Annotated in this window: 29 protein-coding genes and 1 pseudogene; 17 read left to right on the top strand and 13 right to left on the bottom strand. The window is 64.1% G+C overall.

Annotated elements, in window-relative coordinates:
- Nucleotides 1-72 precede the first annotated feature (72 nt).
- Nucleotides 73-956: pseudogene (locus WKW80_RS24750) on the top strand (TonB-dependent receptor plug domain-containing protein).
- Here the strand turns inward: WKW80_RS24750 and ppsR are convergent.
- A complete protein-coding gene (gene ppsR / locus WKW80_RS24745; protein WP_340366227.1) occupies nucleotides 923-1,744 on the bottom strand; it encodes a posphoenolpyruvate synthetase regulatory kinase/phosphorylase PpsR in 822 nt (273 codons plus the stop codon). The pseudogene WKW80_RS24750 and the gene ppsR sit on opposite strands and share 34 nt — an antisense overlap.
- 187 nt (nucleotides 1,745-1,931) lie before the next feature.
- Between ppsR and ppsA the strand changes: the two genes are divergently transcribed.
- The 8 genes from ppsA (at nucleotide 1,932) to WKW80_RS24705 (ending at nucleotide 10,226) form a co-directional block, all read left to right on the top strand.
- Nucleotides 1,932-4,325 carry a phosphoenolpyruvate synthase gene (gene ppsA, locus WKW80_RS24740; protein ID WP_340366226.1) on the top strand — a complete coding sequence of 798 codons (2,394 nt, stop codon included), beginning with the start codon at nucleotides 1,932-1,934 and terminating at the stop codon, nucleotides 4,323-4,325.
- 237 nt (nucleotides 4,326-4,562) lie between these two features.
- A complete protein-coding gene (locus tag WKW80_RS24735; RefSeq protein WP_340366225.1) occupies nucleotides 4,563-5,075 on the top strand; it encodes a hypothetical protein in 513 nt (170 codons plus the stop codon).
- Nucleotides 5,076-5,193: 118 nt separating this feature from the next.
- Nucleotides 5,194-5,571 carry a 30S ribosomal protein S6 gene (rpsF, locus tag WKW80_RS24730; protein WP_340366224.1) on the top strand — a complete coding sequence of 126 codons (378 nt, stop codon included), beginning with the start codon at nucleotides 5,194-5,196 and terminating at the stop codon, nucleotides 5,569-5,571.
- 4 nt (nucleotides 5,572-5,575) lie between these two features.
- On the top strand, nucleotides 5,576-5,878 hold the full coding sequence (gene priB / locus WKW80_RS24725; RefSeq protein WP_340366223.1) for a primosomal replication protein N: 303 nt from the start codon (nucleotides 5,576-5,578) through the stop codon (nucleotides 5,876-5,878).
- A gap of 18 nt (nucleotides 5,879-5,896) precedes the next feature.
- Nucleotides 5,897-6,178, top strand: a complete 282-nt coding sequence (rpsR, locus tag WKW80_RS24720) for a 30S ribosomal protein S18 (RefSeq protein ID WP_007830781.1) — start codon at nucleotides 5,897-5,899, stop codon at nucleotides 6,176-6,178.
- 13 nt (nucleotides 6,179-6,191) lie between these two features.
- On the top strand, nucleotides 6,192-6,644 hold the full coding sequence (gene rplI / locus WKW80_RS24715; protein ID WP_340366222.1) for a 50S ribosomal protein L9: 453 nt from the start codon (nucleotides 6,192-6,194) through the stop codon (nucleotides 6,642-6,644).
- 181 nt (nucleotides 6,645-6,825) lie between these two features.
- Nucleotides 6,826-8,229, top strand: a complete 1,404-nt coding sequence (gene dnaB / locus WKW80_RS24710) for a replicative DNA helicase (RefSeq protein ID WP_340366221.1) — start codon at nucleotides 6,826-6,828, stop codon at nucleotides 8,227-8,229.
- Between the two features lie 11 nt (nucleotides 8,230-8,240).
- The gene (locus WKW80_RS24705) at nucleotides 8,241-10,226 is read left to right on the top strand and encodes a UvrD-helicase domain-containing protein (protein ID WP_340366220.1); all 1,986 of its coding nucleotides are present in this window, start codon (nucleotides 8,241-8,243) and stop codon (nucleotides 10,224-10,226) included.
- On the opposite strand, the gene WKW80_RS24700 is transcribed toward WKW80_RS24705, so the two are convergent.
- From WKW80_RS24700 to WKW80_RS24665, 8 genes are all read right to left on the bottom strand, one after another.
- Nucleotides 10,220-10,921 carry a helix-turn-helix transcriptional regulator gene (locus WKW80_RS24700; protein WP_340366219.1) on the bottom strand — a complete coding sequence of 234 codons (702 nt, stop codon included), beginning with the start codon at nucleotides 10,919-10,921 and terminating at the stop codon, nucleotides 10,220-10,222. The two genes, WKW80_RS24705 and WKW80_RS24700, sit on opposite strands and share 7 nt — an antisense overlap.
- Nucleotides 10,921-11,313: an MGMT family protein gene (locus tag WKW80_RS24695; protein WP_340366218.1), complete on the bottom strand. Its 393-nt coding sequence runs from the start codon at nucleotides 11,311-11,313 to the stop codon at nucleotides 10,921-10,923. Before WKW80_RS24695 ends, WKW80_RS24700 begins: the two co-directional genes overlap by 1 nt.
- A 79-nt stretch (nucleotides 11,314-11,392) precedes the next feature.
- Entirely contained in the window at nucleotides 11,393-11,842 is a 450-nt protein-coding gene (locus tag WKW80_RS24690) for a GyrI-like domain-containing protein (RefSeq protein WP_340366217.1), read from the bottom strand.
- Between the two features lie 17 nt (nucleotides 11,843-11,859).
- Nucleotides 11,860-12,318, bottom strand: a complete 459-nt coding sequence (locus WKW80_RS24685; RefSeq protein ID WP_340366216.1) for an EVE domain-containing protein — start codon at nucleotides 12,316-12,318, stop codon at nucleotides 11,860-11,862.
- 6 nt (nucleotides 12,319-12,324) lie between these two features.
- Nucleotides 12,325-12,696: a VOC family protein gene (locus tag WKW80_RS24680; protein ID WP_340366215.1), complete on the bottom strand. Its 372-nt coding sequence runs from the start codon at nucleotides 12,694-12,696 to the stop codon at nucleotides 12,325-12,327.
- A 141-nt stretch (nucleotides 12,697-12,837) separates the two neighbouring features.
- Nucleotides 12,838-14,634 (bottom strand): PhoH family protein, encoded by a 1,797-nt coding sequence (locus WKW80_RS24675; protein WP_340366214.1) that lies wholly within the window; start codon nucleotides 14,632-14,634, stop codon nucleotides 12,838-12,840.
- A gap of 168 nt (nucleotides 14,635-14,802) precedes the next feature.
- Nucleotides 14,803-15,279, bottom strand: coding sequence for a peroxiredoxin (locus WKW80_RS24670; protein ID WP_340366213.1), 477 nt, complete (start codon nucleotides 15,277-15,279; stop codon nucleotides 14,803-14,805).
- Nucleotides 15,280-15,397: 118 nt separating this feature from the next.
- Nucleotides 15,398-15,799, bottom strand: a complete 402-nt coding sequence (locus WKW80_RS24665; protein ID WP_340366212.1) for an Mth938-like domain-containing protein — start codon at nucleotides 15,797-15,799, stop codon at nucleotides 15,398-15,400.
- Between the two features lie 67 nt (nucleotides 15,800-15,866).
- On the opposite strand from WKW80_RS24665, the gene WKW80_RS24660 reads away from it, so the two are divergent.
- The 6 genes from WKW80_RS24660 to WKW80_RS24635 are packed head-to-tail and all read left to right on the top strand — an operon-like array spanning nucleotide 15,867 to nucleotide 21,905.
- Nucleotides 15,867-17,090: a pyridoxal phosphate-dependent aminotransferase gene (locus tag WKW80_RS24660; RefSeq protein ID WP_340366211.1), complete on the top strand. Its 1,224-nt coding sequence runs from the start codon at nucleotides 15,867-15,869 to the stop codon at nucleotides 17,088-17,090.
- Between the two features lie 4 nt (nucleotides 17,091-17,094).
- Nucleotides 17,095-18,420: a homoserine dehydrogenase gene (locus tag WKW80_RS24655; RefSeq protein ID WP_340366210.1), complete on the top strand. Its 1,326-nt coding sequence runs from the start codon at nucleotides 17,095-17,097 to the stop codon at nucleotides 18,418-18,420.
- The gene (gene thrC / locus WKW80_RS24650) at nucleotides 18,420-19,835 is read left to right on the top strand and encodes a threonine synthase (RefSeq protein WP_340366209.1); all 1,416 of its coding nucleotides are present in this window, start codon (nucleotides 18,420-18,422) and stop codon (nucleotides 19,833-19,835) included. The genes WKW80_RS24655 and thrC overlap by 1 nt, the downstream gene beginning before the upstream one ends.
- A gap of 27 nt (nucleotides 19,836-19,862) precedes the next feature.
- On the top strand, nucleotides 19,863-20,408 hold the full coding sequence (gene mobB, locus WKW80_RS24645; protein ID WP_340366208.1) for a molybdopterin-guanine dinucleotide biosynthesis protein B: 546 nt from the start codon (nucleotides 19,863-19,865) through the stop codon (nucleotides 20,406-20,408).
- The gene (locus WKW80_RS24640; RefSeq protein ID WP_340366207.1) at nucleotides 20,401-21,654 is read left to right on the top strand and encodes a molybdopterin molybdotransferase MoeA; all 1,254 of its coding nucleotides are present in this window, start codon (nucleotides 20,401-20,403) and stop codon (nucleotides 21,652-21,654) included. Before mobB ends, WKW80_RS24640 begins: the two co-directional genes overlap by 8 nt.
- A complete protein-coding gene (locus tag WKW80_RS24635) occupies nucleotides 21,654-21,905 on the top strand; it encodes a MoaD/ThiS family protein (RefSeq protein ID WP_340366315.1) in 252 nt (83 codons plus the stop codon). Before WKW80_RS24640 ends, WKW80_RS24635 begins: the two co-directional genes overlap by 1 nt.
- Before the next feature lie 87 nt (nucleotides 21,906-21,992).
- On the opposite strand, the gene WKW80_RS24630 is transcribed toward WKW80_RS24635, so the two are convergent.
- On the bottom strand, nucleotides 21,993-22,679 hold the full coding sequence (locus tag WKW80_RS24630) for an RraA family protein (protein WP_340366206.1): 687 nt from the start codon (nucleotides 22,677-22,679) through the stop codon (nucleotides 21,993-21,995).
- A gap of 69 nt (nucleotides 22,680-22,748) precedes the next feature.
- Nucleotides 22,749-23,627, bottom strand: a complete 879-nt coding sequence (gene dapA, locus WKW80_RS24625) for a 4-hydroxy-tetrahydrodipicolinate synthase (RefSeq protein ID WP_422822959.1) — start codon at nucleotides 23,625-23,627, stop codon at nucleotides 22,749-22,751.
- Between the two features lie 274 nt (nucleotides 23,628-23,901).
- Here dapA and WKW80_RS24620 point away from each other — a divergent pair, with 274 nt between their 5' ends.
- Entirely contained in the window at nucleotides 23,902-24,384 is a 483-nt protein-coding gene (locus WKW80_RS24620; RefSeq protein WP_340366204.1) for a molybdenum cofactor biosynthesis protein MoaE, read from the top strand.
- Between the two features lie 21 nt (nucleotides 24,385-24,405).
- On the opposite strand, the gene WKW80_RS24615 is transcribed toward WKW80_RS24620, so the two are convergent.
- Together WKW80_RS24615 and WKW80_RS24610 are read right to left on the bottom strand one after the other, a co-directional pair.
- Complete coding sequence (locus tag WKW80_RS24615; RefSeq protein ID WP_340366203.1) at nucleotides 24,406-25,254, bottom strand: acid phosphatase; 849 nt, start codon at nucleotides 25,252-25,254, stop codon at nucleotides 24,406-24,408.
- A 45-nt stretch (nucleotides 25,255-25,299) separates the two neighbouring features.
- The gene (locus WKW80_RS24610) at nucleotides 25,300-26,292 is read right to left on the bottom strand and encodes a Bug family tripartite tricarboxylate transporter substrate binding protein (RefSeq protein WP_340366202.1); all 993 of its coding nucleotides are present in this window, start codon (nucleotides 26,290-26,292) and stop codon (nucleotides 25,300-25,302) included.
- Between the two features lie 100 nt (nucleotides 26,293-26,392).
- Between WKW80_RS24610 and WKW80_RS24605 the strand changes: the two genes are divergently transcribed.
- On the top strand, nucleotides 26,393-26,989 hold a 597-nt coding region (locus WKW80_RS24605), incomplete at its 3' end, for a Clp protease N-terminal domain-containing protein (RefSeq protein WP_340366201.1).

Raw genomic sequence — 26,989 nt, 5'->3', positions numbered from 1 at the left:
TTGCTGATCGCGTGCGGCTATGCTGCCGGCGCCTCGGCACAGGACAGCGCGCGTCCTCCCGTGCTGAAGGAAATGGTGGTCAGCGCCACGCGTTCGGAGCAGAACAAGGACGACCTGGCCGCGACCGTTGAGGTGATCGATCGAAAGACGATCGAGTCGGAGCAGATCAACGATATCCGCGACGTCGTGCGTGATGAGCCCAATATGTCGGTCAAGCGCGCGCCCGCCCGCTTCGGGCTGGCCCTCGGAAATACGGGGCGCGACGGCAACGCCGGCTTCACCATCCGGGGCTCGACGGCAACCGCGTGCTGCTGCTGACCGACGGCGTCCGCACGCCGCGCAGCTACGCATTCAGCGCCAATGCATTCGGGCGCGACTACTTCGACATCAACCTGGTCGAACGCATCGAGATCATCAAGGGTCCAGTGTCGGTGTTGTCTGGCTCCGATGGCCTGGCGGGCCTGGTCAACTTCATCACGCGTGACCCGTCCTCGTATCTTCGCGACGGCAAGACCTTCGGCGGCAGCGCCAGCATCGCATACAGCGGCGACGACAACGGCTGGAACACCGGGCTCACGCTGGCGGGCAAGCCGAGCGACACCGTGCAGTGGCTCGTGTCGGCCACGGCGAGCCGTGCCCACGAACTCGAGAATATGGGCGAGAACTACTCGCGCAACACCGACCGCACTGCGCCCAATCCGGAGCGCGACAAGAACCAGGGCCTGTTGGCCAAGGTCATCCTCACGCCCAACGCCGACCAGCGTCACGCCTTTACGCTGGAGCACGTCGACAAGACGGCGAAGTACGACCTGCTGTCGGGCCTGTCGAAGCCGCCGCTCGCTTCAACCTCGGTGATCGGCCTCGATGCCAAGATATCTGTTCGGCTGAGCGCAGAGGGCGCTGAGCGGAGAGGGCGCTTCAATCAGTACGTCAGCCGCTCCGGACGCAGTTCCTGAAGGATCGTCGTAGCGATCTCCTCGATCGACTTGGTCGTCGTCGACAGCCACCGGATGCCGGCGCGCCGCATCATCGCCTCGGCTTCGGAAATCTCGTGGCGGCAGTTCTCGATGCTTGCATAGCGCGAGTTCGGTCGCCGCTCGTTCCGGATCTGCGCCAGCCGCTCGGGCTGGATCGTGAGTCCGAAGATTTTTTTCTTGTGCGGCAACAAGGCGGGAGGCAATTGACGCCGGTCGAAGTCTTCCGGAATCAACGGGTAGTTCGCCGCCTTCAGCCCATGCTGCATGGCCAGGTACAGCGAGGTTGGCGTCTTTCCACTGCGGCTCACGCCGACCAGGATCACGTCCGCCCCATCGAGATCGCGATTGCTCTGCCCGTCGTCGTGCTGCAGGCTGAAGTCGATCGCCGCGATGCGGGCGTCGTATTCCTTGCTCTTGCTCACGTCGCTGAAGCGGCCGATGCGGTGGTTCGACTTCATCGCCAGTTCAATTTCCAGCGGTCGCACGAAGGTGCCGAACATGTCGAGCAGCATGCCCTTGCAGCCGGTCTCGATGACTTCGAGCACATCCATGTTGGCCAAAGTCGTGAAGACGATGGGCCGCTGCCCCTCGATTTCCGCCGTGTGATTGATGCGCCGGACGGCCTGGTGCGCCTTGTCGACTGTGTCGGTAAACGGGAGCCGGACGTGGCGTGGCGTTATTTCAAACTGGGCCAGGACCGCGTTGCCGAAGGTCTCGGCCGTGATGCCTGTGCCGTCTGAAACAAAGAAAACTGTGCGCGTGTGCATGAAGGGCCGCCTTGTGTTGCGGCGCGCAAAAACGGGGCGGCGCCTACAATTCAGTCCAATTATGGGGAATCTCTTTCCCCGCGCCTGATTTCATCCCCATGCCTTCAGCTACGACACCCCAAGCAACGACAACGATCGTGCGGCGCTGGATGCATGGCACAACGGTTTTAACTTCTGGAGCTTTCCCATGTCTGCACTCTTTGAAGCGACCGCCCTGGTCGTTCCGTTTGAGAACCTGAGAATGACCGACGTCGAGTCGGTCGGCGGCAAGAACGCCAGTCTCGGCGAGATGATTTCCCAACTGCCGCAAGGCGTGCGGGTGCCCACCGGCTTCGCGACCACGGCCCATGCGTTCCGCCAGTTCCTGGCACATGACGGCCTGGCCGACAAGATCAGCAAGCGCCTCGCCGCACTCGACACGGAAGACGTGCGTGCCCTGGCCGCGGCCGGTGCGGAGATCCGCGCGATGGTCGAAGCCCAACCATTTCCGGCCGACCTGCAGAAAGCCATTGCCGATGCCTTCGCCACGCTGAGCGCCGGCAACCCGCAGGCCAGCTTCGCGGTGCGCTCGTCCGCCACGGCCGAAGACCTGCCCGACGCATCCTTCGCCGGCCAGCAGGAGACCTTCCTGAACGTGGTCGGCATCGACGACGTGCTGCACAAGATGAAGGAGGTGTTCGCCTCCCTCTACAACGACCGCGCGATCAGCTACCGCGTGCACAAGGGCTTCGCGCACGACGTGGTCGCGCTGTCGGCGGGCGTGCAGCGCATGGTGCGCTCCGACCTCGGCGCCGCCGGCGTGATGTTCACGATCGACACCGAATCTGGTTTCGAAGACGTGGTGTTCATCACCTCCAGCTACGGCCTGGGCGAGACGGTGGTGCAGGGCGCCGTGAATCCCGACGAGTTCTACGTGCACAAGCCGATGCTCAAGGCCGGCAAGCGCTCGGTGATCCGCCGCAACCTCGGCTCCAAGCTGATCCAGATGGAATTCGCAACGCCCGAAGAGAAGAAGGCCACGGGCAAGCTGGTCAAGACCACCGACGTGCCGGCCGAACAGCGCAACCGCTATTCGCTGACCGATGCCGATGTCGAGCAGTTGGGCAAGTACGCACTGGTGATCGAAGAACACTATGGCCGGCCGATGGACATCGAATGGGGCAAGGACGGCACCGACGGCCAACTCTACATCCTGCAGGCGCGTCCTGAAACGGTGAAGAGCCAGCAGCAGGGCAAGGCCGAGCAGCGGTACAAGTTGCTCGGCAAGGGGGCCGTGCTGGCCGAAGGCCGCGCGATCGGCCAGAAGATCGGCACAGGTCCGGTGCGACTGGTGCACAACATCAGCGAAATGGACAAGGTGCAGGCTGGCGACATCCTGGTCACGGACATGACTGACCCGAACTGGGAGCCGGTAATGAAGCGCGCTTCCGCCATCGTCACCAACCGCGGCGGGCGCACCTGCCACGCAGCCATCATCGCGCGCGAACTCGGCATTCCGGCCGTGGTCGGCTGCGGCGACGCGACCGAACTGCTGAAGGAAGGCACGCTGGTCACGGTGAGTTGCGCCGAGGGCGATACCGGCTTCATCTACGACGGCCTGCTCGAGACCGAAGTGACCGAGGTCATCCGCGGCGAGATGCCGTCGATCGACCTCAAGGTCATGATGAACGTCGGGAACCCGCAACTCGCATTCGACTTCGCGCAGTTGCCGAACCACGGCGTGGGCCTGGCCCGTCTGGAGTTCATTATCAACAACAACATCGGCGTGCACCCCAAGGCCATCCTCGACTATCCGAATGTCGACGCGGACCTGAAGAAGGCGGTGGAATCGGTGGCGCGCGGCCACGCATCGCCGCGCGCTTTCTACGTCGACAAGGTGGCCGAGGGCATCGCGACCATCGGCGCGGCCTTCTGGCCCAAGCCGGTGATCGTGCGCTTGTCCGATTTCAAGTCGAACGAATACCGCAAGCTGATCGGCGGCTCCCGCTACGAGCCGGAAGAGGAAAACCCGATGCTGGGTTTCCGGGGCGCCGCGCGCTACGTCAGCGAAGAGTTCCGCGATGCCTTCCTGATGGAATGCGAGGCGCTGCGCCGCGTGCGCAACGAAATGGGCCTGACCAACGTGCAGATCATGGTGCCGTTCGTGCGCACGCTGGGCCAGGCTGAGCGCGTTACCGGGCTGCTTGCTGCCGAAGGCCTCAAGCGCGGCGAAAACGAACTCAAGCTCATCATGATGTGCGAAGTGCCCAGCAACGCCATCCTGGCCGACGAGTTCCTGCAGTTCTTCGACGGCTTCTCGATCGGTTCCAACGACCTGACCCAGCTCACGCTGGGCCTGGACCGCGACTCCGGCCTCGAACTGCTCGCCGCCGACTTTGACGAGCGCGACCCGGCCGTCAAGTCGCTCTTGAGCCGCGTGATCAAGGCCTGCAAGACGCAGGGCAAGTACGTCGGCATCTGCGGCCAGGGCCCCAGCGACCATCCCGACTTCGCGTTGTGGCTGGCCGAGCAGGGCATCGAGTCGATCTCGCTCAACCCTGACAGCGTGATCGAGACCTGGCAGCAGCTTGCTGCGCGCTGACGCTAGGTGAAAAGAAGCAGCCCGGGCAATCCGGGCTGCGTGAGCGGCCGCCGTGTCGCCCGCGCTACGCAATCGGTCACATCGCGTCGGTAATTTTCCCGTCAGATTGTGTCTATTTGCAACTTGTTGCCAGTTTGGTGTCAGACTTCCATGCGAGCAGGGTGGAAGTCTGCCGATTTGCCAGGGGCGCAAGACCCATGCAACGGCTCCCGCGAGCAATTCGTGTGAGGGACAGCCATGATTCTTGTGAAGACCGAAGCCGGGCAACAGGCGTTCAGGGACCGGACGATCCGGCTCGCGCCCCGCCAGCGCTCGGCATTCTTCCTCTGTGACGGCAAGCGCACCATTGAAGAAGTGCAGGCCGCCGGCATGAACATTGCGCGCGAAGACCTCGAAGAGATGGTCTCGCTCGGCATGTTGAAAGCGGTGAACGGCTTCTCGCAAGAGCCCGCACTGCTCGCACTGGCAGCACTGCCATCTGTGGCTGCAGCGGCGGCAACCCGCGCTCCCGCGCCAATCGTTGCCGCCACCCAGGCGAGCAGTGGGGCCCGTTCCGCCCAGGACCGCTACAAGGACGCCTATCCGATCGCGACGCGCCTCTCTGGCAGCTTGGGGCTGCGCGGGTTCAGGCTCAACCTGGCGGTCGAAGGCACGACCAGCTACGAGGAACTGCTGGCCCTGGCACCCAAAATCCGCGCTGCCGTCGGTCCGGAGAAGGCGGCCGAACTCGACCGGGCGCTCAGCGGCTGACGCGGCCAGCCAAGTTCGCCGGAACCGGGCTATAATGATCGGCTTTGCCTTGCCACACCGCTTCGCACACTGCGGGTGGCTTAATTCCTTCCCCCCGGGAAGATCCACAAGGAGTGCCATGCGTCACTATGAAATCATTTTGCTGATCCACCCGGATCAGAGCGAGCAAGTTCCGGCCATGCTGGAGCGTTACAAGGGCCTGATCACGGCCGGCGGCGGCAAGATCCACCGCGTTGAAGACTGGGGCCGTCGCCAGCTGGCCTATCAGATCAACAAGCTCAACAAGGCTCACTACCTGTGCGTGAACATCGAAGCCGAACAGGCTGTGATGGCTGAACTGGAACACGCGTTCAAGTTCAACGACGCCGTGCTGCGCCACCTCACTGTCCAGAAGAAGAAGGCCGACACCGCGCCTTCGTCGATGATGAAGACGGTCGAGCGCGAAGAAGCCCGCAAGGCTCAACAGGCCGAATACGCTGCCGCCAACAACAACTGATGGCGTGAAGGTTGCCGCAGCCAATCGGGTCCTCCTGACTGCCTGCGTTGCCGAACTCGGAACCTTGCGATACACGCCTGCCGGATTGCCAGCCATCGACCTGAAGCTCGAACACGAGTCGACTGTCGAAGAGGCCGGCAAACCAAGGCAGGTCAAGGCGGCCCTCAAGGCCGTGGCGTTCGGCGCAATCGCCGAGCGGCTCGCAAGACAGGCGATGGGAAGTCTCTGGTTGTTCCAGGGATTCCTGGCCACCCCGGGCAACGGCAAGCACCCAGTTCTGCACATCCAGGATTTTCAGCAAGATTAATTTTTCAGAGGTCCAACCATGGCCACGTTCAAGAAATTCAACAAAGACAAGCGCCCGAAGCGCAACACCCAGTCGCTGCTGTTCAAGCGCAAGCGCTTCTGCCGCTTCACCGTCGCCGGCGTCGAAGAGATCGACTACAAGGACATCGACACGTTGCGCGACTTCATCAGTGAAAACGGCAAGATCATCCCCGCGCGGCTGACCGGCACGCGCGCGATCTACCAGCGCCAGCTCAACACCGCCATCAAGCGCGCACGCTTCCTTGCGATGGTGCCGTACAGCGACCAGCACCGCGTCTAAGGAGCCAGACACCATGCAAATCATTCTTCTGGACAAGGTCGTCAACGTCGGCGCCCTTGGCGACATCGTCAAGGTCAAGGACGGCTACGCCCGCAACTTCCTGATCCCGTCGGGCCGCGCCCGTCGTGCGACCGAAGCCAACAAGGCCGAATTCGCCGCAAAGCGCGCCGAACTCGAAAAGGCTGCCGCTGCCAAGCTGGCCGAATCGCAAGCCCAGGGCGAAAAGCTCAACGGCACTGCCGTCAAGCTCACGCAAAAGGCTGGCGTCGATGGCCGCCTGTTCGGCTCCGTCACCAACCACGACATCGCCGACGAGCTGAACAAGCAAGGCTACAAGGTCGTGAAGTCGCAAGTTCGCATGCCCAATGGCCCGATCAAGGTCGTTGGCGACAGCACGGTGAGCGTGGCGCTGCATACCGACGTGGTGGTCGACATCACCGTCACCGTGTACGGCGAAACCGCCTGAACGCTGCAAGAAGGGGGCTGCCTTCGGGTGGCTTCGAACCAAAGGCCGCCTTCGGGCGGCCTTTGTTTTGGGACGCGCAAGTTGTCCTTTGCGCTCCACCGAAATCCCACTGTTTATCCACAGCGTTATCCAATGACGCGACCGTCCGTGCGCCGTAGCATGCACGGTTGCAAGGAATTCCATGTCCGCCGTTTTCTCCTATGCCGACAATGACTCGTCGGACGACCGCCAAGTCGCACAACTGCGCATCCCGCCGCATTCGATCGAGGCCGAGTCGAGCGTGCTTGGCGGCTTGCTCCTCGACAACGGTGCGTGGGACCGGGTGGCCGACCTGCTCGACGAAGGTAACTTCTACCGCTACGAACACAAGCTGATCTTCACGGCGATCAGCACCCTGATCAACGCCAGCAAGGCCGCTGACGTGATCACGGTATTCGAGAACCTGCAAAGCCTGGGCAAGTCCGACGAGATGGGCGGCCTGACATATCTCAACTCGCTTGCGCAGTACGTGCCGAGCGCGAGCAACATTCGCCGCTATGCGGAGATCGTTCGCGAGCGCTCGATCCTGCGCAAGCTGGTGAGCGCGGCCGACGAGATCGCAACCAACGCGTTCAACCCGCAAGGCAAGCCGGTCGACAAGATCCTCGACGAGGCCGAGCAGAAGATCTTCCACATCGGCGAGGAAGGCTCGCGCGGCAAGCAGGGCTTCCAGAGCATGGACTCGCTCGTGGTCGAACTGCTCGACCGCGTGACCGAGATGGCCGACAACCCGAACGACATCACCGGCATCCGCACCGGCTTCGACGAGTTCGACAAGATGACGTCGGGCCTGCAGGCGGGCGACATGATCGTGCTGGCCGCGCGTCCGTCCATGGGAAAGACCTCGCTCGCGATCAACATTGCCGAGCATGTGGCGCTTAATGAAGGCCTGCCGGTGGCCGTGTTCTCGATGGAAATGGGCGCTTCGCAACTGGCGGTGCGTATCGTTGGCTCGATCGGCCGCATCGACCAGGGACACTTGCGCACAGGCAAGCTCACCGACGAGGAATGGCCGCGCCTGACCGAGGCGATCGAGAAGCTGCGCACCATCTCTCTGCACATCGACGAGACGCCCGGCCTTACCACCAGCGAACTGCGTGCCAACTCGCGCCGCCTCGCGCGGCAGTACGGCAAGCTCGGCCTGATCGTGGTCGACTACCTGCAGCTCATGAGCGTATCGAGCGCGATGAACGACGAGAACCGCGCCACCGCGGTCGGCGAAATCTCGCGCGGCCTGAAGATGCTGGCAAAGGAACTCAAGTGCCCGGTGATCGCGCTGTCGCAGCTGAGCCGCGGGGTGGAAAGCCGCACCGACAAGCGCCCCATGATGAGCGACTTGCGCGAGTCCGGTGCGATCGAACAGGATGCTGACCTGATCATGTTCATCTACCGCGACGACTATTACAACAAGGACTCCAAGGAGCCCGGCGTGGCGGAAGTGATCATCAGCAAGCACCGTAACGGCCCGACCGGCACGGTGAAGCTGGCCTTCCTGAAGCCGCTCACCAAGTTCGAGAACCTGATGGGCGGCGGGCACGACTTCTAGGTCTTTTGGCCATGTCGGCAGCCTCCAACGGCGATGGTGCGAGCGCCGCCAAGTTCATTCCCAAGAATATCGCGCCGACGCAAGAGCAGTTGGCAATACAGACGGCCGTCGACAACACGATTCTTGTCGAGGCCAATGCGGGCGCCGCGAAGACGACTACGCTGGCGCTGCGCATGGCAGAGTCGTGGTCGCGCGGTGTTCCGCCTGCGAACTGCATGGCGCTGACGTACACGGCCACTGCACGCGATGCGCTCGCTGCGGCGTTGAGCAAGATTGGCGTGCCTGCAGCAGTTGTCCGGCAATTCCGCATCGAGACATTTGAATCATTTGCGCGGGCAGTGCTCGCCGAGGTCGATGGCGGCGTGGTTCCGACCCGGCCGACTGCGGAATCGCTGAAGGCGACCGTATGGGATGCCATCGAGGCGATTGCAAAGGACGAAGGCGAGCGCTGTCGCGCCGAGTTGCAGATTCCGTCGCTGGGCGACAACTCGGCCGTTGAGTCCTTCCTGCGCGTGGATCACAGCCTGAAGGGCCGGATGTTGCTGGCCCTGGACCATGGCGACAGCCCAATCACGCCGGAGCTTGCCGCCTCGCTCGGCTGCAGCTACACGCACTTGCGTGTGTTCAAAGCGTACGAACAGATCCGACAGCCCTGGCATCTCGACTACCCCACGTTCCGGGGCGCCTTTGACGCGACCTACGACCTCGCCGCGCTCATCCTGAAAGACGAACTGCCCGCAAACCTCAAGGCATGGCCGGAGCGTGTTCGCGTGCTGCTTGTCGACGAAATGCACGACATGAACCAGGCGATGAACGTCATCCTCACCCGCCTGCTGGAGGCCAACTGCTTTTTCTGCGGCGTGGGCGACGTCGACCAGGTGATCTATTCGGCGGCGGGGGCGGATTCGAAGTTTCTGCAAGGCGAGATCAAGCGGCGCGGCACGCGACGAATCAAGCGCCTTGCGCTGACGTCGAGCTTTCGTTTCGACGCCACGCTGGCGAAGGCTGTTTCGCGGTTCAAGCGCAAGCCATGCGTGTCCGGCAGCGCGCATGCGACCAAAGTGGCCACGCACGGCTATGCGGATGATGCCGAAGCAGACAGTTGCGAAAACCAGATCGTGCATGCGATCAGGCAATGGGCTTCTTCGCGTGAAAAGCTCTCTGGCTTTGCCGTGTTGCTGAGGCATCCGTCCCAGTCCGTCGCGCTGGAAAACGCATTGCTCGCAGCCAGCATTCCATACGTGTCGCGCGGATTCGACAGTTACCTCATGCGTCCGGAGATTCTCTTGATCCGCGGATTGCTGGCTGTGGCGACCGACAGGTTCGACAGCATCGACGACCCGCAGACGCGGCGCAAGGTGGTGGAGGCGTTTGTTTTTTTCTGCGACGTGAACATCCGGGCCGCAGGTCTGGATCACCTGTCGCAGCGCGAGTTGTTGAAGCGGGCCGTCGACGCTGTCTGCGACAACCCGCTGATCCTTCGCGATTTCTTCGAGAACCAGGTGCTCAAGGGCGTAACCCCAATGGTCGCGAACCGGCTGCGCAACGCCGTGCGTGTCGTGCAATCTGAGTCAGGTCCTCGCTTGCTGGCCCGCGTGATGGATGCACTGCGGCTCGATCTGCTCGCGATCGGTGTCTTTGTGGAAGGCGAGCGACGCGAAGAAGTGCAAGGAAACCTGCTGGGGTTGATGCAGTTGGCCGACCGCTTCGCAACGCCGGCGGACTTCTTCCTGAGCCTGAACGAATCCGAGGTCAAGCTGCGCGGGTTGCGTGTCGCGCCGGCCCGGGTGGTCCTGGCGCACGTGGCGTCGGTCAAGGGGCTCGAGTTCGACCATGTGGCGCTGCCGTACCTGCGCCAAGGCGAGTTTCCGGGCCCGACCGGAACGCCGCTGGAAGAGGAAAACCTGTTCTACGTGGGCATCACGCGGGCTCGTAGATTCTTGAGTCTCTACGCGCACCGTGAACTCCCGAGCGCCTTCGTCGGGCGCCTTCATTGATTCAGGGTCGCGGCGCGTTCCGCGCGCACCTTGCGCAAGAGATCGGCCAGCGTCTTGCCGGCCTCGTCGCGAAAGCGCTCTGGCAGCACTTCGAGACCGTCGATGCGATCGACCCGAAAGCCGCGAAAGTCATTGCGCAATTCGCACCAGGCCGAGAGCGTCCAGACCTTGCCCCAGTAAAAGCAACCGAGCGGACGCACGGTGCGCTCGCTGGCCGCATCGTTCACGTCACGGTAGACGAGCCGCAACTTGTGATGCGAGTGCACGGCCTCGCGCAGGGTCTGAAGCCGTGCCCGCGTTGCGTCGTCCAGCGCAAGCGCCGGTGCGTAAAGGGCGATGGCTTCGGCCGACACGCGTGCCGCGGGCGGCAGCACCGAGAGGATCTTTCCGAACGCGGCTTCGATGTCGCGCGCCATGGCCGGGTCGACCCAGCTTTGCGCGAGGCGTGCCGCGGCAACCAGTGAACTGGCCTCGTCCTGCGTGAACATCAGCGGAGGCAGCTCGAAGCCAGCGCCGAGCCGATAGCCGACACCTGCTTCTCCCTCGATCGGCACGCCTTGATGCTGCAAGTCGGCGACGTCGCGGTACACGGTGCGCTCCGACACTTCGAGGCGCCGCGCCAGGAAGGCGGCAGTCGTGAGTCGACGGCCGCGAATCAACTGGACGATCTGGAAGAGCCGGTCGGCGCGCCGCATCAGATGAGCTTTTTCTCGAAGTCTTCGACGAGGTAGCGCTTGCCGCGTTGCACGATGGTGTGGCCTTCGGCTTCGAGCTTGCTTATCTGCGCTTCGATGCCGCCGGGGTACTTCGGGTTGAGTTCACCGCCGATCTTCAGGGTGCGCCACGAGGGGGTCGTGCCATGCGCTTCCTCGACGGCATGCGCCACCAGATGCGAAAAGATTGCCGTGATCACCGTGCAGCCGATCGTCGCGCCGTGACGCGCCGCAATGTCTTCGCCGATGCCGAACACGGTGGCGAGCCGGCCTTCAAGCACGCCTCGCATGGCGGCTTCGACTTCCTGGGGCGAGGGCGTGGCGATCGTGCCTTGGCCGCGGCGTGCGCGCATCGCCTCGGGAATGGGCTTCACGTTGGGCAGGTGCGGATACTTGGCGAGCCTGCTTTGCCAGTTTTTCCTCCAGGCGTTCAACGGTGCCCTCGCATTCGGTTCATTCCACACCGATGTAAACCGCAGCAGAGATCGGGCTGGTGTAGGCCTCGAAGTCGGTGCGGTAGCGGCGCTGTAGTTCGGGGTGCGCTTCGAAGTATTGCCAGACGCGCGACCATGCATCGATCACTGCCTGTGGCATCGGGCCGCTGGCGTCGAACACCAGGTAGTCGCCGGCCTCGATGTTGACGGTCGCGCCTTGCGTCACGGCGACGCCCGCCGTCACGTCGAAGGCGCCTTGCGCATTTGATTCGTAGGCGGAGTAGACACCGAAGTTGCGAAGGTCCGCACTGTCCCGATGCGGCGTCTGCCCCATGACGTTCTCGGCGAAGAAGCGCCCCCAGAGCGCAGGGATGCGCCCGGTCGCGGGATCGCTCTCCTCGCGGTTCGTCGTGCGCACGGACGGGCCCGCAACTGCGAAGGCCGCCTGGGTTTTGCGGACGGGTTCCATGTGTTCTATTCCCTGATTCAGATGATGTTCAGAGACTTCACGTCGGCGCGCATGGCATCGGCGATCAGTCTCATGTCGTGTGCGTCGATCTCGAACAACCCGAAGCGGAACTTCGCGCCCCAGCGCTTCGGGTCTTCCACGAAATCGAAGGCTTCGATCAGCGGCGCGATCGGTGCCTCGCGCGCGGTCGCGTAGCGTACATCGCGCCGCCATGGCACGAAGCCGTTGCCCATCATGTCGGCCAGGTACGGTTCGCCAGGCTGCACGACGCCGATCGAGACGAAGATTTGCAGTTTGTCCGTGCCGCCGAAAACCGTGGCGGGCGCGTAGTAGGCAACCCGATCGCCGGGCGCGATGCGCTTCAGCGGCGCGCCCTTGCCGTGCCCGACCTGCATGAAGCCGACAGGCTCGTGATCGCGTCCGATCCGCGCGTGCTCGGCGCTGGCAATGGCGATCCAGTTGCGGGGCGTGTGCATCACCGCTCAGGCCAGTGCGTGAAGGCCCACTTCATTGCCTTCGGTATCGCGCAGGTGGGCGATGAAGCCCATGCCGGGCGGCAGCGCCATCTTGGGCGACACGATCTTGCCGCCTGCATTCTCGATTCGCGCCAGCACCGCGTCGAGACTCGGCATGCAATCGAGATAGATGCGGATGCCGCTGCCGGCCGCCGCGCTGACGTTGGCGCCGGCCTGCAGGCAGCCACCGGTCGCGGGATTGTCGTAGGGAAACACGGCCAGGATCTGTCCGCCGAAGTCTTCGCGGCGCAGCGTGCGGCCGAGCACCGTCTCGTAGAAGCGCTGCGCGCGGTCCATGTCGGCGACGGGAATTTCGAACCAGCTGATGGCGTTGCTCATTTCAAACTCTCTTTTGTTGGAAGGGAGCATTGATGGTGCGAGGGTGCTACTGACAGCGTATTGTCAGTAGCCTGTCAATCAGACGCAAAAAAGCCCGCGAGGGCCCATGAGGCACACGCGGGCTGAGCGGGATTCAGCGCGTCAGAGCACTTCGCTCGCAAAGTCCGCCAGTCGCGAACGCTCGCCGCGTGCCAGGGTGATGTGCCCGCCGTGCGGCCAGCCCTTGAACTTGTCGACCGCGAACGTGAGGCCTGACGAGCCTTCGGTGAGGTAGGGCGTGTCGATCTGCGCCAGGTTGCCCATGCAGATGATCTTGGTGCCGGGGCCGGCGCGGGTGATCAGCGTCTTCATTTGCTTGGGCGTCAGGTTCTGCGCCTCGTCGACGATCACGTACTTGTTGAGGAAGGTACGGCCGCGCATGAAGTTCATGCTCTTGATCTTGATACGCGAGCGGATCAGTTCGTTGGTGGCCGCGCGGCCCCATTCGCCGGCACTGCCGCCGTCGCCCTTGGCCAGGAATTCGAGGTTGTCGTCGAGCGCGCCCATCCACGGACCCATCTTCTCTTCTTCCGTGCCGGGCAGGAATCCGATGTCCTCGCCCACGCTCACCGTGGCGCGGGTCATGATGATCTCCGTGTAGCGCCGGTCGTCGAGCACCTGCGTGAGGCCCGAGGCAAGCGCCATCAGCGTCTTCCCGGTGCCGGCCGTGCCGGTCAGCGTGACGAAGTCGATCTCCGGATCCATCAGCACGTTCATCGCGAAGTTCTGCTCGCGGTTCTTCGTCGACACGCCCCATACCGCGTTCTTGGCCGAGCTGTAGTCCTTGAGCGTCTTGAGCACCGCGGTCTTGTCGCGGATTTCAGTGACGCGCGCGTACATGCTTGGCTCGCCGGGGGCTTCGAAGTAGACGAACTGATTGATGAAGAGGTTCGGCACGATCGGGCCGGTGATCCGGTAGAAAGTCGTGCTGCCGGATTGCCAACTTTCGACTGTCTTGCTTTGGCGCGTCCAGAAGTCGGCCGGCAGCGCGAGCGATCCGGAATAGAGCAGGTCACCGTCTTCCAGTGTCTTGTCGTTCTGGTAGTCGTCAGCGGCAAGGCCGAGCGCGCGCGCCTTGACGCGCATATTGATGTCCTTCGACACCAGCACCACTTCCTGCCTTGGATGACCGGGGCGGTCCTCCGAATACAAGTCGCGCAGCGCGTGCACCACGCCGAGGATCTGGTTGTCGGCCTTGCCTTGCGGCAGGCTGCTCGGCAGCGAGAAGTCCATCACTTCGGTCTGGAAGAACAGCTTTCCGCCGGCGCCGGTGTGGCCCGTCGTGTCCAGCCTGAGACCCTTGGCGATGTCGGCACCCTTGGCACCCGCCAGGGCATCGAGCGTGCGGCTGGTCTGGCGCCCGTTGCGCGCGACTTCGGTGGTGCCCTTCTTGTGGCCGTCGAGTTCTTCGAGAACGATCATCGGCAGGTAGATGTCATGCTCCTCGAAGCGGAACAGGCACATCGGATCGTGCAGCAGCACATTGGTGTCGAGCACGAACAGCTTGGCCGGGCCGTTCGATTTGGCGCGACGGGCGCGGCCTTCTTGCTGGGAGGCCTTGGGACGCGCGGCAGGAACCGGCGTCGCGACGGTGGTGGATTCGCGTTCCAGGCGGGCCTGGGTCGGTTCGGGCGCACGTTCGACGGTGTGTTCCGCCGCTGCCTCGGGGCGAGGCTTGGTTTCGATCTGTTGCAGGGGTTCGGTCAGCGCTGCACCACCGGCATCGCGCCCATGGCTGTCGAACAACTCCAGCGGCCGCGATGCTGCGCCCCGTGCTTCCTCCGCATGCCGGCTGCCGCTGCTGCGCCGCGGTGCCTTGGACGACGAATGCGCAGGGGCATCAAGCGCGTCGGGCGAAAGGATTGCTGCGCGTTTCGTGGGGGCGGGGGGCAAGGGCATGGAGTGGGGTGCTCGCAAAAAATTGGGAAGCAGAAAATTAAAAAGCCGCCTGGCGAGCCGGGCGGCTTTGTTCGGGGAGCGCGGTTGTTGCGATCAACGGCATGAGACCACTATACACGCCGCATCGCCGCGTCAATCTCGCTCGTGGCGAGAATGAAACATATTGTTTCAGGCGGCTTTCTTAAGTGCCTTGACGGCCTTGAGCACGTCGTCCACGTGACCGGGAACCTTGAGGCCGCGCCACTCGGCCTTGAGGATGCCATCGGCGCCGATCAGGAAGGTGCTTCGCTCGATGCCCTTGACCTTCTTGCCGTACATGATCTTGTTCTTGACGACGCCGAACATGTGACACATTTTTTCTTCCGTGTCGGCGATGAGTTCGAAGGGAAGTTCGAGCTTGGCCTTGAATTCGTCATGCGACTTCATGTTGTCTCGCGAGACGCCGAACACGGTGGCGCCGGCCTTCTCGAAATCCTTGTAGCGATCACGGAACTGCATGGCTTCCGTCGTGCAGCCGGGCGTGTTGTCCTTGGGGTAGAAGTACATCACCAGCACGTGGCCGAGGTGGGAAGTGTTCGATACCTTGATGCCGCCGGTCGCGTTGGATTCGAATTCGGGAATGGGTTTGTTAACAACGATCGCCATGAAACTTGTTTTCTCCGTTATGGTTCCCGAGGGAAGATTGGCCGTTGCTTATCGAAAGCCACCGGGACGGCTTTTGGAGCTCGCAACGCGTCCGCCAGCCTTTTCGCAACCGATAATTTTACCCTGAAACGCTTCGATCGCCCGTCGACGGGCTCTCGACAAGCAGAGCCGCGAGCACATGCCGGCCTTCGCCCGCCAGGATGTTGTAGGTCCGGCAAGCGGCCGCGGTGTCCATCGTCTCCACCCCGGTGCGCAAAGCCATCAACGGCCGCAACCATTGCGGCTGGGGGAAGCGGATTCGAACCCCGCTGCCGAAGATCACAAGCTCGGCCCCGAGAGATGCAAATTGCGCGAAATGCCCGGAATTCAAGTCCTCGAAACTTTTGCAGTCCCAGGCGAAGCGTTCGCCGCGCGAGCCGACCACGACGCTGTGCTCGATCTTCTCGTTGTTGATGGCGACCCAGCCCGGGCCATGAGCGGTGATGGTTTGAGTGTCGGATTTGTCGGGCTGTAGCTTCATCAGGCGGGGTGCGGAACTGTGGTCAAATTATAGGTTTTCCCCAGTGACAAGCCGCCCGGGAGGGCCTTTGAAAACGCTCAAGAAATCGACCAAGCTGGCCAATGTGCTCTACGACATCCGTGGTCCGATCATGGATGCGGCCAAGCAGATGGAGGAAGAGGGTCAAAAGATCATCAAGCTGAATATCGGCAACCTCGCGATTTTCGGCTTCGATGCGCCCGAGGAAGTCCAGCAGGACATGATCCGCAACCTGCCGGCCTCGGCGGGCTACTCCGACAGCAAGGGCATCTTCGCGGCGCGCAAGGCAGTGATGCACGAAACGCAAAAGCAGGGTATTGCCGGCGTCACGCTCGACGATATCTACCTGGGCAACGGCGCCAGCGAACTGATCGCGATGGCGACCAACGCGCTGCTGAACGACGGCGACGAACTGCTGTTGCCGGCCCCCGACTATCCGCTGTGGACGGCCGTATCGAGCTTGTCGGGCGGCAAGCCGGTGCACTACATCTGCGACGAGGCCGATGGCTGGATGCCGAGCCTGGACGACATCCGCGCGAAGGTCACGCCGCGCACCAAGGGCATCGTTGTCATCAACCCCAACAACCCGACGGGCGCGCTGTATTCGGTCGAGTTGCTGAAGGGCATCATCGCGATTGCGCGCGAGCACAGCCTGGTGATCTTTGCGGACGAGGTCTACGACAAGGTGCTGTACGACGGCGTCAAGCACACCGCCATTGCCAGTCTCAGCACGGACGTGGTGACGCTCACCTTCAACTCGCTGTCGAAAAGTTACCGGTCGTGCGGCTATCGCGCGGGGTGGGTCGTGGTGTCGGGTGACAAGAAGCGCGCGCAGGACTACATCGAGGGGCTCAACATGCTCTCGAACATGCGCCTGTGTGCCAACGTGCCGGGGCAGTGGGCCATCCAGACGGCGTTGGGTGGCTACCAGAGCATCAATGACCTGGTCGCGGAAGGGGGAAGGCTGCGGCGCCAGCGCGACCTCGCCTATGAACTGATCACTGCGATTCCAGGCGTGACCTGCGTCAAGCCGGTGGCGGCGCTGTACATGTTCCCCAAGCTCGACCCGAAGATCTACCCGATCGAGGACGACCGCCAGTTCTTCCTCGAATTGCTGAAGGAAACCAAGGTGATGCTGGTGCAGGGCACCGGCTTCAACTGGGCCACTCCCGACCACTTCCGCATCGTGTTCCTTCCCCATGAAGAAGACCTCCGCGAAGCGGTGAACCGCATCGCCAGATTCCTAGAGCGCTATCGCAATCGAAATGACTGAATCCATGAAACCCATCCAGGTCGGCCTTCTGGGCATCGGCACCGTCGGCAGCGGCACGTTCAATGTGCTCAAGCGCAACCAGGAAGAAATCAAGCGCCGCGCCGGCCGCGGCATCGAAATCACGATGGTGGCCGACCTTGACACCGCGCGTGCCAAGGCCGCCGTTGGCGAGGGCGTGCAGGTGGTGAGCGATGCGCGTGCCGTGATTGCCAATCCGGACATCGACATCGTCATCGAGCTGATCGGCGGCTATGGCATTGCGAAGCAACTGGTGATGGAGGCCATCGCCATGGGCAAGCACGTGGTCACGGCCAACAAGGCGCTGCTTGCGGTGCACGGCACCGAGATTTTCGAGGCGGCGCAGCAGAAGGGCGTGATGGTCGCGTTCGAAGCGGCGGTGGCGGGCGGCATTCCGATCATCAAGGCGCTTCGGGAAGGCCTGACTGCGAACAGCATTCAGTGGATCGCCGGGATCATCAACGGCACGACCAACTTCATCCTCTCCGAGATGCGCGACAAGGGGCTGGACTTCGCCACGGTGCTGAAGGAAGCGCAACGCCTGGGATATGCAGAAGCCGATCCCACCTTCGACATCGAAGGCGTGGACGCTGCGCACAAGGTCACGCTGATGAGCGCGATCGCGTTTGGTATTCCGGTGCAGTTCAGCAAGGCCCATATCGAGGGCATCACCAAGCTCGCGGCGCAGGACATCAAGTACGCAGAGCAGCTCGGCTATCGCATCAAGCTGCTGGGCGTGACCAAGCGCGCGAAGAACGGCATCGAACTGCGCGTGCACCCCAGCCTGGTGCCGGCCAAGCGCCTGCTTGCGAATGTCGAGGGCGCGATGAACGCAGTGGTGGTGCATGGCGACGCCGTCGGCACCACCCTGTACTACGGCAAGGGCGCCGGCAGTGAACCGACCGCCAGTGCCGTGATCGCCGACCTGGTCGACATCACGCGCCTGCACACGGCGGATGCGGCGCAGCGCGTACCGCATCTGGCCTTCCACCCGAACGCGATGAACGATCACCTCGACGTGCTGCCGATGCGCGAAGTGATCACGAGCTATTACCTGCGGTTGCGCGTGGCCGACGAGGCTGGCGTGCTCGCCAAGGTCACGGGCTTGCTGGCCAATGCGGGCATCAGCATCGATGCGGTGTTGCAGCGCGAGGCCGATGAAGTGGGCGGCGAAGGCTCGACCCAGACCGACCTGATCATCCTCACGCACGACACGCGCGAAGGCACGGTCGACGATGCGCTGGCCGAACTGCAGGCGCTGCCGACGGTGTTGGCGCCGATCGTGCGGATCCGCAAGGAAGAGTTGAGCTGATGCGTTACCTCTCGACTCGCGGCGACGCCACGCCGCGCAAGTTTTGCGACATCCTGCTGGAAGGCCTGGCGCCCGATGGGGGGCTCTACCTACCGGAGCGCTATCCGCAAGTCGATGCCGCAACGCTGGCGAAATGGCGCAATCTGCCGTACCACGAACTGGCGTTCGAAGTCCTGTCGCTCTACATCGACGACATTCCGCCCGCCGACCTGAAGGCGCTGTGCGCGAAGACGTACACGGCCGAAGTTTTCGGCACCGAAGAGATCGTGCCCCTGCGCGAGCTCGAGGACGGTGTGTACCTCGAAGCGCTGTCGAACGGCCCGACGCTCGCGTTCAAGGACATGGCAATGCAGTTGCTCGGCAACCTGTTCGAGTACGAACTGGCGCGCCGCGGCGAAGAGCTCAACATCCTCGGCGCGACCAGCGGCGATACCGGCAGCGCCGCTGAATACGCGATGCGCGGCAAGCACGGCGTGCGCGTGTTCATGACCTCGCCCGAAGGCCGCATGAGTCCGTTTCAGCAGGCGCAGATGTTCAGCCTGCAGGACGCGAACATCCACAACATCGCTGTCGCCGGCGTGTTCGACGATTGCCAGGACATCGTGAAGGCCGTGTCGAACGACCTCGACTTCAAGCGCAAATACAAGATCGGTACGGTCAACTCGATCAACTGGGCGCGCCTGCTCGCACAGGTTGTCTACTACTTCGCCGGGTATTTCCAGGCGACGGCGAACAACGGCAAGCCCGTGAGTTTCACGGTCCCGTCGGGCAACTTCGGCAACGTCTGCGCAGGCCACGTGGCCCGCATGATGGGCTTGCCGATCCACACGCTGGTCGTGGCCACAAACGAAAACGACGTGCTCGACGAGTTCTTCCGCACCGGCGTCTATCGCGTGCGCTCGGCTGCCGACACGCACGAGACGTCGAGCCCATCGATGGACATCAGCAAGGCCAGCAACTTCGAGCGCTTCGTGTTCGACCTGCTGGGGCGCGATGGTGCCAAATTGCGCGGATTGTTCGAAGGCGAACTCGGCAAGGCAGGCCGCTTCGACCTGGGCAAGGATGCGGCTTTCGCGCAGGCTGCGGAGCGTTTCGGCTTTCGCAGCAGCCGCAGCACGCATGCCGACCGGCTGGACACCATCCGCGACACCGACAAGCGCTTCGCCACGCTGATCGACACGCACACGGCCGACGGGCTCAAGGCCGCGCGCGAATTCCTGACGCCGGGCGTGCCCATGGTGGTGCTGGAGACTGCGCTGCCGATCAAGTTTGCCGAGACCATCGTCGAAGCATTGGGCCACGAGCCCGATCGGCCGAAGCGCTTCGTCGGCATCGAGGACTTGCCCAAGCGCGTGACGTCGCTGCCTGCGGATGCCGGGGCGGTCAAAGCCTACATTGCCGCGCACTGTGATTGACGTGGGCCGCCGTGCCCATTCCGCGACATGAAAGTGATCGGCTTCGCCGGCTATTCAGGGGCGGGCAAGACGACTCTGCTCGAACGCCTGATTCCGGTGCTGAGACTGCACGGGCTGCGCGTGTCGGTCGTCAAGCACGCGCATCACAAGTTCGACATCGACCATCCCGGCAAGGACACCTACCGTCATCGCGAGGCCGGCGCGTTCGAGGTGGTCGTGGCATCGGACCGGCGTCTGGCCTTGATGCGTGAGTTCGAGCAGCCGGCGCAACTGTCGGTGCATCAACTCATTGCCGAGTTGGACGATGGCGTCGACTGGGTCCTGGTCGAAGGCTTCAAGCACAGCGACCTGAAGAAACTCGAGGTCTGGCGAGCCGCCACAGCGGGCGAGGCGCCGCGGCCTGCGCGTTTCGTCGAGGATGACTTCGTGGTGGCCATCGCTTGCGATACGCCCGACAAGCTGCCGGTGCCCACCAGCCTGCCCGTGTTCGACCTCGACGACGTCGAGGCCATCGGGCAGTGGCTGATCGACAGCGGCGCGCGCTTCGAATACAACTCCCCTCACGATGTCTGACGCTGTCCCATCCAAACGCCCCCCATTGATTCCGCTCGACGAGGCGCTGGCCAGCCTTCTTGCGAAGGCCCTGCCGGTGCTCGGTAGCGAGAGTGTGTCGACGTTCGAGGCGGATGGCCGCGTGCTGGCGCAGGACGTGATCTCCGGCCTCACCGTCCCGCCGCGCGACAACAGTTCGATGGACGGCTACGCGGTGCGCGCAGCCGACTGCGGCACGCTCGGTGCGGTGCTCACGGTCGCGCAGCGCATTCCCGCCGGCGTGGTTGGCGTGCCGCTGGCGGCGGGCACGGCCGCGCGCATATTTACCGGCGCGCAAATCCCTGCGGGCGCCGATGCGGTGGTCATGCAGGAGGACACGACTGCGTTGCCGGAGGAAGGCGCGTTGGGCCGCGTGCAGATCGAACTTGTACCGGCGCCCGGTCAATGGATTCGCCGAGCGGGTGAAGACGTCGCCAGCGGCGATGTGGTGCTCTCGCGTGGCGAACGCCTGTCGCCGGCCGGGCTGGGCCTGGCCGCCAGCGTGGGCCTGGACCGGCTGCAGGTGGCCGTGCGTCCGCGTGTCGCGCTGATGTCCACGGGCGATGAACTGGTGATGCCCGGCGAGGTGGCGCCCGAGGCGATGAAGCCCGGCGCGATCTACAACTCCAACCGCTTCTTCATGCGCGCGTTGCTTCACCGGCTGGGTTGCGAGGTCAACGACCTTGGCATCGTGCCCGACAACCGCGAAGCGACCATCGAGGCCTTGCGCGGCGCCGCGGAAAGCAACGATGTGATCATTACGACCGGCGGCGTCTCGGTGGGCGAGGAAGACCACATCAAGGCCGCTGTGCAGGCACTGGGCGAACTGCAGTTGTGGTCGTTGTCGATGAAGCCCGGCAAGCCCTTCGCGTACGGGCGCATCGGCAAGGCGCACGTGACGGGGTTGCCGGGGAATCCGGTGTCGAGCTTCCTGACCTTCCTGCTGCTGGTGCGTCCGTTCCTGCTGACGTTGCAGGGCGCGACGCGCGTAGCGCCGCAACCGGTCGCCCTGCGGGCAGACTTCGATTGGCCCCGCGCCGACAAGCGCCGGGAGTTCCTGCGCGCACGTCGCAATGCGAAGGGCGGGCTCGACCTGTTCGGAAACCAGAGTTCGGGCGTGCTGACGTCCGCTGTCTGGGGCGATGGCGTCATCGACACGCCCGCGGGCCAGCCATTCAAGGCGGGCGACATGGTGCAGTTCATTCCCTTTGAGTCGCTGCTCGCATGATGCGGATCACGGTGCGTTACTTTGCGTCGGTGCGCGAGGCCCTGGGCAAGGGCAGCGAGACACTCGAAACGAATGCGCTGACGCTGGCCGCGCTGCGCGACGAGTTGATCGCGCGCGGCGAGCCTTACGCGACGGCGCTCGCGCGCGGCAAGGCCGTGCGCATGGCACTGGACCAGTTGATGAGCGCAGAGGACGCGGCGCCGAAGGATGGTGGCGAGGTTGCGTTCTTTCCGCCGGTGACGGGCGGATAGGCCCAAGCAGCCTGGAGGGGCGGACCCGAGGGCCCGGGCGCGCCGAACGGCTTGGGCGGACGGTGGATTGCCCGCCGGCCCATTGCCTCACATCACGCCGAACGTCTCCAGCGCCTTGCAGGCGCTCATGCCGCCGCGAATCGCGTCGGCCACCTTGTTCTCGGTGCGTACTTTCTCCAGCGCCTTTGCGACGGCGTCGGCCTCCACGGCGCGCGGGATGACGATCACGCCTTCGCGGTCGCCGAAGAGCAGGTCGCCGGGCGCGATCCGCACGCCGTCGATCTCGATGGTGCAGCGATAGTCGATGACCTGTCCGCGCACGCCCTGGTCCTGCGCATAGGTGCCGCGGCAGAACACCGTGAAGCCGAGGCTCTCGATCTCGTTGGCGTCCCGCACGTAGCCGTCGAGAACGACGCCCGCCGCTTTCAGGTGTTGGGCGCGCGTGGACATCAGGCCGCCCCACAGCGCATAGCGCAGCGACGCGCCGGTGGCGATGTAGATCTCCCCCGGCTTCAGGTCGTCGAGCGCTTCCAGCATCAGGCCGAAAGGCTTGCCCGACAGCGGCCCCTTCGAGCGTGTGCCGTCGTTGATGACGTCTGCCTCCAGTACCGGCATGGCGCGGCCGATGATGCGCATGTTCTTGTCCAGCGGCATGATGCCGGCCGGCAGGAACTGGTGCTGGTAGCCCATCGTGTCGAGCACGTCTCCAACGGCGGCAACGAACAATTCGTCGCGCATCTGCTGGAACAAGACTGCATCGCTGTGGTCGCTCATGGTGTCTCCGAAAGGATTGGGGGTGGTGCGCGGTTCCGCAGGCAGGCGCTGCGGGTCGGCACCGCGATGCTACGCAAGGTGCGCTCGTATTGCTTGCAGGCGGTCGCGCACCGTTTCGCTGGCTGCGGTCATCGGCGCGCGCAACGCGTCGTTCATCAGCCCCTGCATCGCCAGTGCTGCCTTGAGCGGTGCCGGGTTCGGCTCGGCGAACATCAGCTCTATCAACGGCAACAGCGGTTGCCACAGTGCGCGTGCCTCGGCGATCCGGCCTTCCTGCAGCAATCGGATGACCTGGACGAAGCGCGCGGTTTGCAGGTGTCCGCTGGCTGCGATGGCGCCGACCCCCCCTTCGGCGACCGTACTGAAGATCTGCGCGTCTTCACCGGCAAGCACTTGCAGGCGGCCATCGGCGATGAGCGCGCGCGTCTTGTCGGCATCGCCGCCGCAGTCCTTGACCGCGGCGATGTTGGGGTGGGCTGCCAGCGCGAGGAGGGTCTCGCGCTCCAGCGTGGCGCCGGTGCGGTAGGGGATGTCGTAGATCAACACGGGCGCTGCACTCGCTTCGGCGATGGCGGTGAACCAGGCCGTCAAGCCTTGCTGCGACGGACGGATGTAGTGCGGCGGCGGGACCAGCAGGCCGGCCAGCGGCTCGCGATGCAGTCGCCGGACCCAGGCCAGCGTCTGGCCCAAGTGGTAGCCGGAGATGCCCATGATGCGTGGCAAATCGGGCGCCGCCTCTGTCACGGTGGCCAGGGCGGCGAGTTGCTCGTCTTCGTCGAGCGCTGCCGCCTCGCCCGTGGAGCCGCAGACGACCGTGCCGGCAATGCCCTCGGGCGCCAGCCGTTGCACGAGCGCTCGCAGCGCCGCGTGGTCGACCGCATCGCCGTTGAACGGAGTGACGAGCGGCACCCACAGGCCGGAAAAATCGGGAGGAGTCGGAGAGATGATGGACACGCAATTTCCTTTCAGGAAGCGACCGATGGAATGAACCACCGTCGGATGCGCGCACATCAACACATGGGGAACCGGAAGGCTCCTGCTGGCTCCGTCGCTCATCCGACGACGGAACCGCGGCTCCGGTCAGACGAGCTTTGGTTTTTTGGCTTTCCCAGTCAGGCGAGCAACGTCCAGGCCTTCGGGCGAAGGCGATGGGCACTGCAGGAACCGGGAGGACATGCGTTGCAATGTACTACCGCCGCGGCGCAAGTGCCACAATTTGCCCATGAGCCAGGCACCGCGCGTATCCATTCAGACACACGACTTCGATCTGTCCGCGGAGTTGGCAGCCCTGCGCGGGAACGACACGCGCGTGGGCGCGGTCTGCAGCTTCGTCGGCACGGTGCGTGACCGCAATGACGGTTCCGCCGTGGCTTCGATGGAACTGGAGCACTATCCGGGCATGACCGAGAAGGCGATCGAAGCCATGATCGATGAGGCGCAGCGGCGCTTCGGAATCCTCGGGGCGCGCGTGGTGCATCGTGTCGGGCTGCTGCAGCCGCTGGACCAGATCATGATGGTCGCCGTTATTGCGGCGCACCGCGGACAGAGTTTCGAGGCTTGCGAGTTCCTGATGGACTACCTCAAGACCCAGGCGCCGTTCTGGAAAAAGGAACAGACGCCCGAAGGCGCCCGTTGGGTCGATGCGCGCGTGGCCGACGACAAGGCGCTGGCGCGCTGGGGCATCGAGGCGGGCAACGCGCGCTGACCGCCGTTGCGTCCGGTGCGATCAGGGCGCCATCGAGCTTGAACCCGCGATGGTCGCTGCTTCTGCCGCGCATGCAGCCGACTGCGGCGTGCCGGCCGCACGGGCCTTGACGATCTCGTCCTTGGCCGCGGCCATCTGTGCGTTGAAGACAGCGTTGCCGTGCAGGCGTGCCACCGCGGCGGAACCGACCAGGCGGCCGGCCTCGATATCGCTCTGCCAGTGAACGCCGCAGATGGCGCGGCTCTGCGAGAAAGCGCGGCCGCGCTGCAGGATCGCGTCGGCGCGGTCAGGCGCCAGTTCGACCAGCACCAGCGCCCAGCCCCAGCCGATCGCCGAATGCCCTGACGGATAGGACCCGTCTTTCGCGAGGGAAGCTTCTTCCTTCGGCGTGCAGGTGGCGGTCTGGTACATGACGAAGGGCCGGGTGCGCACGTACTTGTCCTTGGCCTTGTAGGTGGCCAGTCCGGTGTCGGTCAGCGTGCGACGCAGCAGCATGTTGAGATTGGGTGTCGCCTGCTCGGAGATCTGGACGCCCAATGCGCAGGAAAAAGTCGATGCGGCTTCCGGGAAATGCAGATCAGCATCCTTCACCGCCATGGCACCGCGTGGCGTGTCTTGCAGCTTGGTGAGGTTGAGGAAAGTCGCGGTGTCGGCCGCCAGGACGGGCGAGTCCGCGGATGGTGGCGGCGGCAGCAGCGCCAGGCTGTCTGGCAATTCGGCGGGCGAGAGATAGCCTTTCAGAATGCCAGTGCCCGCGCGAAACTCGCCCACTTCGGCGGCCGATGTCGGCGCGACGACCCGTGGAGTCGACGTGCACGCGCCTGCCAGCAATGCGACGGCGAGAGTGGCGGCCAGCGACTTGATTTCCACGCATGTCTCCTCTTCGTTGTGACGGTGCGATGGTAATGGCAGCACTTACAGCGCCTTGAACCCGCTCGCCTGGATGATGCGCTCCCACGCTTGCGTATAGGTGCGCACGCGGCCGGCGAACTGGCCCTGCGATTCGTAGCCGACGGTGAGGCCCATGTTCGTGAGCTTGTCGCGCACTTCGGGCATGGCGAGGACCTTCTGCAGCGCGGTGCCGAAGCGGTCGATAGAGGCCTGCGGCGTGCCGACCGGGGCGAACACGCCGTAGTACGGCAGGTCGTCGAGGTTGGCGAAACCCAGTTCGGTAAAGGTTGGCACTTGCGGCAACAGGGCTTGACGCCTGGCCCCGATGGTGGCGACGATGCGCAACTTGCCGGCGCGGTGGTTCTCGATGAAGTCGGGCACCGAGGCGATGCCGGCGCTGATCTGGTTGCCGAGCATGTCGGCCGTCAGCGGCGCACTTCCGCGGTAGGGCGCCGACTGGATGTCGAGCTTGTATTTGTCGGAGATCATCTTGACCAGAAACTCCGGAATCGATGCGGGTGCGGGCACGCCGATGGTGTCCTTGCCGGCGCGCTGGGTCTTGACCCATTTCAGGTACTCGTCGAAGGTCTTGGCCGGCGTGCCGCCCGAGACTGCGAGCACATTGGCGAAGCTCGCGAAGCCGGCCACGGGCACGAAATCGGTGGCCGAATTGAAGCCCGGGTTCTTTACGACCTGCGGCAGGATCGAGATGGTGTGGTCGTGAGACAGCAGCAGCGTGTGGCCGTCGGCAGGCGCGGCCTTGAGCGCCTGCGCGGCAATCTGCCCGCCGGCGCCGGCGCGGTTTTCGACGACGACCGGTACGCCCAGTTCGTCCTTGAGCTTTTCGCTCAAGAGGCGGGCAATGGCATCGGTGCCGGCGCCGGCCGGAAAGCCGACGAGCAGGCGGATCGGCGTGCCGCTTTGCGCCTGTGCGAGGCCCGTGAACGCGGTGAGCGCAGCCAGCGCCAGCGCGCCCCGCATGCCGCGCAACAGGGCGCCTCGTCTTGAAAAGACCATGATCGACTCCAGAGCAGTGATGAATGAAAGAAGGCGGCCGGGCGAGATTGGCCCTTGAATCGCCGCGCAACAGCCCTATTTTGAATGCAGGAATCAAGCCATGCGCCAAGACAAACTCACCACCAAATTCCAGGAAGCCCTCGGCGACGCCCAGTCGCTCGCCTTGGGTAATGACAACGCCTATATCGAGCCGGTGCACCTGCTGCTCGCGATGCTGCGCCAGGACGAAGGTCCGCGCGCGGTGCTCGAGCGCGCCGGTGCCAACGTGCCCGGCCTCGTGCAGGCCGCCGAGGCCGCGATCAAGAAGCTGCCGCAGGTGCAGGGGCACGATGTCGTGCAGGTCGGGCCGGATCTCAACAAGCTGCTGCAGGCGACCGAGAAGGAAGCCATCAAGCGCAATGATCAGTTCATTGCCGGCGAGTTGTTCCTGCTCGCCGTGGCGGACAGCAAGGCCGAGATCGGCAACATCGCGCGCGGCAACGGGCTGACGCGCAAGTCGCTCGAAGCCGCGATCGAAGCGGTGCGTGGCGGGCAGGGCGTGAACAGCGCCGATGCCGAAGGCCAGCGTGAAGCACTCAAGAAATACTGCCTCGACCTGACCGAGCGGGCGCGCCTGGGCAAGCTCGACCCGGTGATCGGCCGCGACGAGGAAATCCGCCGTGCCATCCAGGTGCTGCAACGTCGTACCAAGAACAAC

It is taken from the genome of Variovorax humicola, from assembly GCF_037889915.1.
Lineage (GTDB): Bacteria > Pseudomonadota > Gammaproteobacteria > Burkholderiales > Burkholderiaceae_C > Variovorax > Variovorax humicola.
This window is presented reverse-complemented; position numbering and strand designations above follow the sequence as displayed.

Excerpts from the sequence above, each read along its gene's own strand:
- ppsR (WP_340366227.1), bottom strand. The coding sequence starts at position 1,744 with ATGCACACGCGCACAGTTTTCTTTGTTTCAGACGGCACAGGCATCACG.
- ppsA (WP_340366226.1), top strand. The coding sequence starts at position 1,932 with ATGTCTGCACTCTTTGAAGCGACCGCCCTGGTCGTTCCGTTTGAGAAC.
- WKW80_RS24735 (WP_340366225.1), top strand. The coding sequence starts at position 4,563 with ATGATTCTTGTGAAGACCGAAGCCGGGCAACAGGCGTTCAGGGACCGG.
- rpsF (WP_340366224.1), top strand. The coding sequence starts at position 5,194 with ATGCGTCACTATGAAATCATTTTGCTGATCCACCCGGATCAGAGCGAG.
- rpsR (WP_007830781.1), top strand. The coding sequence starts at position 5,897 with ATGGCCACGTTCAAGAAATTCAACAAAGACAAGCGCCCGAAGCGCAAC.
- rplI (WP_340366222.1), top strand. The coding sequence starts at position 6,192 with ATGCAAATCATTCTTCTGGACAAGGTCGTCAACGTCGGCGCCCTTGGC.
- dnaB (WP_340366221.1), top strand. The coding sequence starts at position 6,826 with ATGTCCGCCGTTTTCTCCTATGCCGACAATGACTCGTCGGACGACCGC.
- WKW80_RS24705 (WP_340366220.1), top strand. The coding sequence starts at position 8,241 with ATGTCGGCAGCCTCCAACGGCGATGGTGCGAGCGCCGCCAAGTTCATT.
- WKW80_RS24700 (WP_340366219.1), bottom strand. The coding sequence starts at position 10,921 with ATGCGGCGCGCCGACCGGCTCTTCCAGATCGTCCAGTTGATTCGCGGC.
- WKW80_RS24690 (WP_340366217.1), bottom strand. The coding sequence starts at position 11,842 with ATGGAACCCGTCCGCAAAACCCAGGCGGCCTTCGCAGTTGCGGGCCCG.
- WKW80_RS24685 (WP_340366216.1), bottom strand. The coding sequence starts at position 12,318 with ATGCACACGCCCCGCAACTGGATCGCCATTGCCAGCGCCGAGCACGCG.
- WKW80_RS24680 (WP_340366215.1), bottom strand. The coding sequence starts at position 12,696 with ATGAGCAACGCCATCAGCTGGTTCGAAATTCCCGTCGCCGACATGGAC.
- WKW80_RS24675 (WP_340366214.1), bottom strand. The coding sequence starts at position 14,634 with ATGCCCTTGCCCCCCGCCCCCACGAAACGCGCAGCAATCCTTTCGCCC.
- WKW80_RS24670 (WP_340366213.1), bottom strand. The coding sequence starts at position 15,279 with ATGGCGATCGTTGTTAACAAACCCATTCCCGAATTCGAATCCAACGCG.
- WKW80_RS24665 (WP_340366212.1), bottom strand. The coding sequence starts at position 15,799 with ATGAAGCTACAGCCCGACAAATCCGACACTCAAACCATCACCGCTCAT.
- WKW80_RS24655 (WP_340366210.1), top strand. The coding sequence starts at position 17,095 with ATGAAACCCATCCAGGTCGGCCTTCTGGGCATCGGCACCGTCGGCAGC.
- thrC (WP_340366209.1), top strand. The coding sequence starts at position 18,420 with ATGCGTTACCTCTCGACTCGCGGCGACGCCACGCCGCGCAAGTTTTGC.
- mobB (WP_340366208.1), top strand. The coding sequence starts at position 19,863 with ATGAAAGTGATCGGCTTCGCCGGCTATTCAGGGGCGGGCAAGACGACT.
- WKW80_RS24640 (WP_340366207.1), top strand. The coding sequence starts at position 20,401 with ATGTCTGACGCTGTCCCATCCAAACGCCCCCCATTGATTCCGCTCGAC.
- WKW80_RS24635 (WP_340366315.1), top strand. The coding sequence starts at position 21,654 with ATGCGGATCACGGTGCGTTACTTTGCGTCGGTGCGCGAGGCCCTGGGC.
- WKW80_RS24630 (WP_340366206.1), bottom strand. The coding sequence starts at position 22,679 with ATGAGCGACCACAGCGATGCAGTCTTGTTCCAGCAGATGCGCGACGAA.
- WKW80_RS24620 (WP_340366204.1), top strand. The coding sequence starts at position 23,902 with ATGAGCCAGGCACCGCGCGTATCCATTCAGACACACGACTTCGATCTG.
- WKW80_RS24610 (WP_340366202.1), bottom strand. The coding sequence starts at position 26,292 with ATGGTCTTTTCAAGACGAGGCGCCCTGTTGCGCGGCATGCGGGGCGCG.